Source organism: Methanoregula sp. (assembly GCF_052325125.1).
In the GTDB taxonomy this organism is placed as follows: Archaea; Halobacteriota; Methanomicrobia; order Methanomicrobiales; family Methanospirillaceae; genus Methanoregula.
In genome coordinates this window covers 32,749-41,256 of record NZ_JBKQWO010000032.1, presented here as the reverse complement: position 1 = coordinate 41,256, position 8,508 = coordinate 32,749, and the positions used below count along the sequence as shown (strand labels likewise).

Here is an 8,508-nt window from a genome sequence, read left to right as displayed (position 1 = left end):
GAGAAATGACAAAGACGGTCTGTTCAGACTGTGGAAAAGAGTGCGAAGTCCCCTTCAAGCCAACTGAGGGAAGGCCGGTTTACTGCAGGGACTGCCTGCCCAAGCACCGGAAACCCCGGTTCTGATTACACAAATTTCATTCATTTTTTTCTTTTTGGGGTTTTTATTTTCGAGCGGATGCTCCGGCTCACTATATATAATACCTCAGGTGCTGCAATACTCCAATCATGGCAGGATCATGGCACGAGGCACTCGCCTGCGCCAGAGAGAAGAATCTCCCGCAGGTTTACCATGACTACGATACTGAGACCTATGGCGCATGCCGCACAGGTGAACCGCAGGGTAGTTTTGTGGCCGGTGTCTTTACCGAACACCGGTGTATCTGTATGCCGGCCCATCTGACAAACGAAGAACTTGCGGCAAAAGAAAAAAAATTCCGCGAGGAAAACCCGGACTGGTAAGCGGTGATAATCCGCACAATGCCCCCTCCTTGCAGCCCGGGCTCTCCCGCCCATAATGACTGCAGCCCAGGAATGCTAACGTTTCCGGATCTCTTCGCGGAACCGGTGGAGAAGATCGTACAGCATCATCCGCAGTTCAGCACCGACATCATCCCAGGATTTTTGGGACGATGATGATACGGGGAGGTCGGCTGCATATGCATGGACAACGGTATCTGACTCGTCGCGTATCTTCGCTTTGGCCCAAAGGTCGCAGATGATCTCGTAATATCCGCTCACAAGAACCATGATAAAAACTATCGGGACGATCACAAAGGAGAGCAGCCAGAAGTAATGGTAGATGTCATTTCCCGTGGCTGAATCAACCCATTGAAATACCCTGAGCACAAATGCGATGATAAAAACGCTGCCAATCGCCTTTATGATCGGGGCCGGCAGGTTCAGCGGGAAGGGAAATGCCCCGAATATGTCAGCGACAAATATGATAATACCGATGAGAAGCAGCAGCCAGAAGTTAGAGTTGAGGAATCCCACTCCTGATTTATAGAGATCATTGCTGATGTAATTGAGAAGGATATTTGCCAGTACGACCACGATCAGAAAAGAGATGATCCCGATCATCCGCGAGACAAAAACCCACCCGAGCGATTGCTGCTTGTTCGGCCACATAGATCCTCACGTCACGTGTAGTTCCTAATATTTATCCGGCGGGGTATAAAGTCCTCGTGCCGTTTGGGGCTGCTGGCACAATCGCTTTAACCCACCGTTCCGAAGATCCCTGTATGCGGATCAATTTCAAACGGTATGCACTCTACCTCCTCCGGTGGCAGGCAAGCACCCCGATTCTGGCCGGGGTCGGTATCCTCCTTGCCGCAATGGGGCAGATCGTGGCCGCCGTTGTTGCAAACCTGATCGGCGGATTGATCTTTTTCTGGGTTGACCAGTTTATCTTCACATCACAGTCGCTTGCTGCGCAGTGGGAGGTCAAAGAGAACATCACCTGCGTGGACTGCGGCAAAGTCGCGCGGGGGTACCGGCTGGTACGCTCGGGGGACTATGATAAAAGCGGGGATACCGCTCCCGAGTTCCGGTGCGAAGAGTGTTCGAAGAGGAAAACTGAAGCGCTCCGCAGCAAGGGTATAAAAGTGGAGTGAGCTGACCCGGAGGGGCGAACTTAGGAAACGCCGGGTCCCTGCCCTTTTCTGCACTGGTGCCAAAGCCTTTGATCACCCCGGTATCGATTTTTTATGGCCGTTTAATATTCCCGGATTATCTTCACTCTCACCGGGACCGGACACGGAAAACATTGATTTTACCTTTACATCAACTTACAGAAAATAACAATAATGTATAAATATGTACAATAACAACCGAATATAAGCATTTTAGCAGGAGGCCTGCGGAGATTGATCGCATCTTCGCATGATGCCTGTACCGGTGCTGATTGTTCAGGCAGGAACCTTCACACACCTCGTTCCTGCCCGGGGTACATTCATACAAACCGTAGGTTGGTGATGCCGATGGGATGGAGAAGGATACTATTCAAAACGCACTGAACCTGAATCTTGGGCCTGATGAATTCCTTACTGCGGTGAGCGACCAGCCAAAACCGCTGGTGATACCGCTCTGCGCCGAACTTTCGCTGCCGCACTGCTCGCCACTGGACGTGTTCCTGAAAACCCGGAAGGGAAACGGGTTCCTCCTTGAATCCATGGAAGGGAGCGAGAAGATCGCCCGGTACTCGTACGTCGGGATCGATCCCGCGTGCGTGGTCACCTTGGGCCGGGGCGTGACCATAACCGGCAGCGACATCTTTGTCGCGATCGCACGTGAACCGGAAGGCGAGAACCCGGTTGACCGGATCCGTTCCATTATCTCACGATTCAATTACGTGAACCTCAGGGCCCCACGGTTTTTCGGCGGCATGGTTGGATATTTTGCCTATGACATCGTCCACTCACTCTTCAGCCAGGTAAAAAACCACCATAGTAACACGTCCCCTGATACTCCCTATGCCCGGTTCATGCTCACGAAAGACTGCATCGTCTTCGATCATCTGGAACGAAAACTCTTCGTCTTCTCCAGCCCGTTTCTGACCTACGACACCGACCCGGCCACGGAATACCGGCGCTGTGCCGCGCACATTGCGGAGCTCGCCGGCCGGATCGCGTCGATCAACGAAACGCCAAAAACACCGGGAGCACCGGCCCAGACCATCAATAAAACTTCCCAAAATGCCGGGAAATCTCCCGCAGTCACGGACAACACCGGCCGCGAAGCGTTCACGCATGCGGTCGAAGAGATCAAAGAGCATATCGTGGCCGGGGATATTTTCCAGGCCGTTCTCTCGCGGAGAATGGAATGTGCGGTTGCATCGGACCCGTTCCCCATCTACGCGGCGCTGCGGACGATCAACCCGAGCCCGTACATGTATTACCTTGATTTCGGGGACGAGCAGGTAATCGGTGCAAGCCCCGAGATGCTCGTGCGGGTGGAGAAACGGCGCGTGACCACCGTCCCGATCGCCGGCACCCGGCCCCGGGGCCAGGATAAGAGCGAGGACAAGCGGCTTGCGCAGGAACTACTGCTCGACAAAAAAGAGCGGGCCGAGCACACGATGCTTGTCGATCTCGCGAGGAACGATGTCGGACGGGTCTGCAAATTCGGGTCGGTTGAAGTCTCCGAGTTCATGGGCATTGAGAAGTTCTCCCACGTCCAGCACATGGTCTCGACCGTGCACGGGACGCTCATGGACCACCTCGACTGCTACGATGCACTCAAGTCCTGTTTCCCGGCCGGGACGGTCTCGGGCGCCCCGAAGATCCGGGCGATGCAAATCATCGGAGAGACCGAGCCGGACGCACGCGGGCTCTACGCGGGTGCTGTCGGGTATATCGGCTTTGACCGGAACCTCGAGTTCGCTATTGCGATCCGCACAGTGAGCGTAAAGAACGGGAAGGCAGGCATCCAGGTCGGGGCCGGTATCGTTGCGGACTCGGTGCCCGAGAATGAATGGACCGAGACCGAGAACAAGGCTGCTGCAATGATGCGGGCGATCGAACGGGCAGGGGTGGCACCGTGAACGCTCCGACAGTCCTCATCGTGGACTGCTACGACAGTTTCACGTTTAACCTGTACCAGCAGGTAGGAAAACTCGGGGGCCGGCCCGTGGTCTTCACCTGCGACACGCCACTTTCGCAGCTGGAAAAAACCGGCTGCGACCGGATCATCCTCTCGCCCGGGCCCGGCACACCGGAGGATTCAGGCGTCTGCCTCGAGGTTCTTGACACGATGAGTAAAACGATCCCGACACTCGGTGTCTGCCTCGGCCACCAGGCCATCTGCACCGCATTTGGCGGCCGGGTCGTCCGGTCCGGCCACCTCATGCACGGTAAGACCTCGGAGATCAAGAGCGACGGCAAGGGTGTCTACGAGGGGCTGCCCTCGCCGTTTACTGCCACCCGCTACCATTCACTTGTGGCTCAAAGGGACACACTCCCGCCGGAGCTCCCTGTTGTGGCCGAGAGCCTCGATGACGGTTTTGTGATGGGCGTGCGGCACGCAAAATATCCCATCGAAGGCGTGCAGTTCCACCCGGAGAGCATCCTTTCGCATGATGGCGACATGCTCATGAAAAACTTCCTGTTCGGACCACGGCGGGTGGGCGCATGACCATAAAAGAGGCTATCGCAAAAGTGGTGGATGGTTGTGATCTTGCTTCACCGGAAGCGGCTGCAGTCATGGACACTATCATGGAGGGGGGGGCTACACCGGCGCAAATCGGCGGTTTTCTGACCGCGCTGCGCATGAAGGGGGAGACCCCGGTGGAGATCGCGGCATTTGCCCGCGTGATGCGGAACCATGCGGTCAGCATAAAACCACAGGTTTCCGGGGTTTTGGTCGATACCTGCGGCACCGGAGGAGACGGCGCACAGACTTTCAACATCAGTACCGCCGCGGCCTTTGTCGCCGCAGGAGCCGGAGTCCCGGTCGTCAAGCACGGCAACCGGGGCGTGAGCAGCCGTTGCGGGTCGGCGGATGTGCTCGCGGCGCTCGGGGTCACGATCGGAATTGACCCGGCGGCCCAGGCAAAAATTGTCCGGGAAACCGGGATGGTCTTTCTCTTTGCGCCAAGCCACCACCCGGCGATGAAACACGTGATGGCCGCACGCCAGGACCTCGGGTGCCGGACGGTTTTTAACCTCCTTGGCCCGCTTGCAAACCCGGCCGGGGCTGACGCACAGGTTCTCGGAGTCTACGCGGAAAAGCTCACCGGACCGGTTGCGGAAGTGCTGCACCTGCTTGGGGTCTCCCGTGCGATGGTCGTTTTTGGCAGCGGACTTGACGAGATCACGGTCACGGGAGAAACGAGCGTGACGGAACTTTACGGCGGCCGGATTACGAACTACACCCTCGCGCCGGAACAATTCGGGCTTGCCCGGGCCGCACCAGCCGATCTTACGGGCGGCGACCCGGAGGAGAACGCACGTATCCTCCGTTCCGTTCTTGCCGGGAAAAAAGGTGCTACACGCGACGTCGTGCTCATGAACGCCGGCGCTGCAATCTACGTAGGCGGCCGGGCCGGAACGCTCGCTGAGGGAATCCGGCTCGCAGCCGGATCGATCGATTCCGGGAAAGCAAAAGGAAAACTGGATGCACTGGTCACTGCAACGCGGGGTGCGGCATATGATCCTTGACGAGATTGTCCGCCGTACAAAAAAACGGGTGGAGAAACTCCCCGCCACCTTCCCGGAGCCGGACGGATTCCGGCACGCAAGCCTTGAAGCGGCAATCCGTTCTGCGGAAAAAAAGAACCCGGTGATCGCCGAGATCAAATGCGCCTCGCCCTCCGGAGGAGTTATCCGCAGGAACGTGGACATGGCAATGATGGCCGGCGTTCTTGCGGACGGGGGCTGTGTCGGGATCTCCGTTCTTACCGAGCCGTACTTCTTTGGCGGTTCGGGCGCGGATATCGCCCGGGTCAAGAAGGCGGTCAGCGTGCCGGTGCTGCGGAAGGATTTTGTCATCGACATGCGCCAGATTGCTGAGACAAAAGCGCTCGGGGCGGACGCGGTGCTCCTCATCGCGGGCGTTCTTGGCGACCGGCTGCCGGCATTTGTCGATGCCGTGTACGGTGCCGGCCTTGAACCGCTCGTGGAAGTGAGGAACGCCCGGGAGATCGAGTGCGCCCTCCTGACACGTGCGCAGCTGATCGGGATCAACAACCGGGACCTGACAACCATGACCATCGACCGGTCCACGACCCGTAACCTTTCGGAAAAATTGCGGGTCAATAACCGGCTGGTCGTATCGGAAAGCGGGATGCGTTCAGCGGACGATATCCGTGAGATGCGCCCGTACTGCGATGCGTTTTTAATCGGTTCGTCTCTCATGGCCCACCAGGCACCCGGAAAAAAACTGGAGGAATTCGTGTGCGCGTAAAGATCTGCGGGATTACAAGAGTTGTGGATGCACTATTCGCGGAAAAAGCCGGGGCCGACGCGATCGGGGTCGTCATGTGCTCGCCGACCTCGCGCCGCTCTGTGCCGGAATCAAAAACCCGGGAAATTTTTGATGCTCTCGGGCCGTTTGTGACCCGGGTCGTTGTCACGCACACAGAATCAAAAGACGATCTCAAAAAGATCCTCGCACTCCGGCCGGACGCGATCCAGATCTCGCACCCGTTTGTTTTTGAATCAGACCCGGGCGCCCGGGTGCTCCGAGTGATCGGACGCGGGGACAAGGTGCCCACGGACTGCAGCGCGATTATCGTGGACGAAAGTATGGGCGCAGGCCGGCATTTTGACCGGGCGTTTGCCCGCGAAGTGGTAAAAACATCTGCGGTGCCGGTCATCCTTGCCGGGGGACTCAATCCGGAAAATGTCGGAGACACGATCCGGGAGATCCGGCCCTACGCGGTCGATGTCGCAAGCGGCGTCGAGACAAAACCGGGAATAAAAGATCATAAAAAAATTGCAGCGTTTATTGCCACTGCACGGGAGGCATTATGACAGGAAAAGGACGGTTCGGGAAGTACGGCGGGCAGTATGTCCCGGAAACCCTGATGAATGCATTGATCGAACTCGAAGACGCGTACACAAAAACGACGCACGACCCGGCATTTGAAAAGGAACTTGCCGCATACCAGTCGGAATACGCGGGACGCCCGACGCCGCTCACGTTCTGCACAAACATGTCCCGGGACCTTGGCTTTAAGGTCTACCTGAAACGCGAGGATCTCGTGCACGGCGGGTCGCACAAGCTCAACAACACGCTTGGGCAGGCGCTTCTCGCAAAACGCATGGGCAAAAAGCGGCTGATCGCCGAAACCGGTGCCGGCCAGCACGGGGTCGCGACCGCGATTGCCGGGGCTGCACTCGGTTTTAAGGTCGAGGTCTTCATGGGCGAAGTCGACACACAGCGCCAGGCCCTCAACGTCTTCAGGATGGAACTGATGGGCGCAACCGTGCACCCGGTAACATCCGGGACCAGGACACTCAAGGATGCCACCAACGAAGCGCTCCGCGACTGGGTTGCGCGTGTCACGGACACGCACTACCTGATCGGATCGGTGGTCGGCCCCCACCCGTTCCCGACCATCGTGCGCGACTTCCAGTCCGTGATCGGGCGCGAGGCGCGCGAGCAGATCCTAAAAAAAGAGGGCAGGACGCCGGACGCCATCGTTGCCTGCGTCGGCGGCGGATCAAACGCGATCGGCATATTCCACCCGTTCCTTGCCGATGACGTGGAGCTGATCGGCATCGAAGCGGCGGGAAAAGGCATCGAAACGGGCGAGCATTCCGCGACGCTCTGTGCCGGCGATCCCGGCGTGCTGCACGGTACGCTCTCGTACCTGCTGCAGGACATAAACGGACAGGTGCTCCCCACGCACAGCGTGGCAGCCGGCCTCGATTATCCCGGGGTGGGCCCCGAGCACGCAATGCTCAGGGACTCGCACCGGGTGGCCTACCACGCTGTGCAGGATGACGAAGTGCTGGACGCGTTCCGGTATCTTTCGAAAACGGAGGGCATTATCCCGGCCCTTGAGTCTGCCCATGCGGTCGCGTATGTTCTTAAAAACTCGGACCGGTTCGACGAGGGGGATGTCGTGATCATCAACCTGTCGGGGCGGGGCGACAAGGATGTCGCCGGGATCGCTCCGGCACCGGGGGCGGCATGATGGGACGCATTGAATCTGTGTTTGCAGAAAAAAGCGAGACAGCGTTCATCGGTTTTGCCGTGGCCGGGGACCCGGACCAAAAGACCTCGGTCCGGATTGCAAAGGCGCTCATCGATGGCGGGACAGACATCCTTGAATTTGGCGTGCCGTTCTCGGACCCGGTCGCGGACGGCCCTACCATCCAGCGGGCGGACGACCGGGCGCTTGCCGCCGGGACCACGCCCGATACGATCTTTGAAATTGTCCGGGAAGTCCGGGGATATTCGGATGTGCCCATCGTCTTCCTGACGTACTACAACACGATCTACCGCCGGGGGATCGACCGGTTCTACCGCGAGGCGCACGAGGCTGGCGTTGATGGCATCCTCGTGGCTGATATGCCGGTCGAAGAATCGGAGGAGGTTGTGGAGATCGCTGCAAAGTACAGCATCGACCCGATCTTCCTTGTCACGCAGACTACGTCCGACGAACGGATGAACATCATCGTGCGCCGGGCACGCGGATATCTCTACCTGGTCTCGGTTCTCGGGGTCACCGGTGCACGAAAGACCGTGTCGCCCGAAGCCCTTGCACTCCTCCAACGGGTCAGAAAGCACACAAGCCTCCCGCTTGCCCTCGGATTTGGGATCTCGACACCCGATCACGTGAAGACCTGCCGGGAGGCCGGCGCCGATGGGGTCATTGTCGGCAGCGCCATCGTGGATATCGTGGAAAAAACCCTTGGCAAAACCATGGCGATGGAAAAAGAGCTCAGGCAGTATGTTGCCGGGATGAAAAAAGCGGCAGAAAACGAGGAGTAGCAGAAATCCCCCTCCGGATCCGGGCGAACGAATCCTAGACCCAGGGAACAATTCGATCTTTTTTTAT

Annotated in this window: 11 protein-coding genes; 10 read left to right on the top strand and 1 reads right to left on the bottom strand. The window is 58.1% G+C overall.

Annotated features, from left to right (window positions below):
* Both ACLQMU_RS07480 and ACLQMU_RS07475 read left to right on the top strand, forming a co-directional pair.
* Positions 1-125, top strand: a 125-nt coding sequence (locus ACLQMU_RS07480; protein WP_373007013.1) for a CxxC-x17-CxxC domain-containing protein, incomplete at its 5' end; no start/stop codon positions are given.
* A gap of 102 nt (positions 126-227) precedes the next feature.
* Positions 228-461: a hypothetical protein gene (locus ACLQMU_RS07475; RefSeq protein ID WP_422148218.1), complete on the top strand. Its 234-nt coding sequence runs from the start codon at positions 228-230 to the stop codon at positions 459-461.
* A gap of 75 nt (positions 462-536) precedes the next feature.
* Here ACLQMU_RS07475 and ACLQMU_RS07470 read toward each other — a convergent pair whose 3' ends face one another.
* Positions 537-1,130: a hypothetical protein gene (locus tag ACLQMU_RS07470; RefSeq protein WP_422148219.1), complete on the bottom strand. Its 594-nt coding sequence runs from the start codon at positions 1,128-1,130 to the stop codon at positions 537-539.
* 113 nt (positions 1,131-1,243) lie between these two features.
* Between ACLQMU_RS07470 and ACLQMU_RS07465 the strand changes: the two genes are divergently transcribed.
* The 8 genes from ACLQMU_RS07465 (at position 1,244) to trpA (ending at position 8,441) form a co-directional block, all read left to right on the top strand.
* Entirely contained in the window at positions 1,244-1,615 is a 372-nt protein-coding gene (locus tag ACLQMU_RS07465; protein ID WP_422148220.1) for a hypothetical protein, read from the top strand.
* 371 nt (positions 1,616-1,986) lie between these two features.
* A complete protein-coding gene (gene trpE / locus ACLQMU_RS07460) occupies positions 1,987-3,543 on the top strand; it encodes an anthranilate synthase component I (RefSeq protein ID WP_424039341.1) in 1,557 nt (518 codons plus the stop codon).
* Positions 3,540-4,133 (top strand): anthranilate synthase component II, encoded by a 594-nt coding sequence (locus ACLQMU_RS07455; protein WP_424039340.1) that lies wholly within the window; start codon positions 3,540-3,542, stop codon positions 4,131-4,133. The genes trpE and ACLQMU_RS07455 overlap by 4 nt, the downstream gene beginning before the upstream one ends.
* Positions 4,130-5,158 (top strand): anthranilate phosphoribosyltransferase, encoded by a 1,029-nt coding sequence (trpD, locus tag ACLQMU_RS07450; RefSeq protein WP_422149722.1) that lies wholly within the window; start codon positions 4,130-4,132, stop codon positions 5,156-5,158. Before ACLQMU_RS07455 ends, trpD begins: the two co-directional genes overlap by 4 nt.
* Positions 5,148-5,903, top strand: a complete 756-nt coding sequence (locus tag ACLQMU_RS07445; protein WP_424039338.1) for an indole-3-glycerol phosphate synthase TrpC — start codon at positions 5,148-5,150, stop codon at positions 5,901-5,903. The genes trpD and ACLQMU_RS07445 overlap by 11 nt, the downstream gene beginning before the upstream one ends.
* The gene (locus tag ACLQMU_RS07440) at positions 5,894-6,472 is read left to right on the top strand and encodes a phosphoribosylanthranilate isomerase (protein WP_422149720.1); all 579 of its coding nucleotides are present in this window, start codon (positions 5,894-5,896) and stop codon (positions 6,470-6,472) included. The genes ACLQMU_RS07445 and ACLQMU_RS07440 overlap by 10 nt, the downstream gene beginning before the upstream one ends.
* Positions 6,469-7,641 carry a tryptophan synthase subunit beta gene (gene trpB / locus ACLQMU_RS07435; RefSeq protein WP_424039336.1) on the top strand — a complete coding sequence of 391 codons (1,173 nt, stop codon included), beginning with the start codon at positions 6,469-6,471 and terminating at the stop codon, positions 7,639-7,641. The genes ACLQMU_RS07440 and trpB overlap by 4 nt, the downstream gene beginning before the upstream one ends.
* Positions 7,638-8,441 carry a tryptophan synthase subunit alpha gene (gene trpA, locus ACLQMU_RS07430; protein ID WP_422149094.1) on the top strand — a complete coding sequence of 268 codons (804 nt, stop codon included), beginning with the start codon at positions 7,638-7,640 and terminating at the stop codon, positions 8,439-8,441. Before trpB ends, trpA begins: the two co-directional genes overlap by 4 nt.
* Positions 8,442-8,508 lie beyond the last annotated feature (67 nt).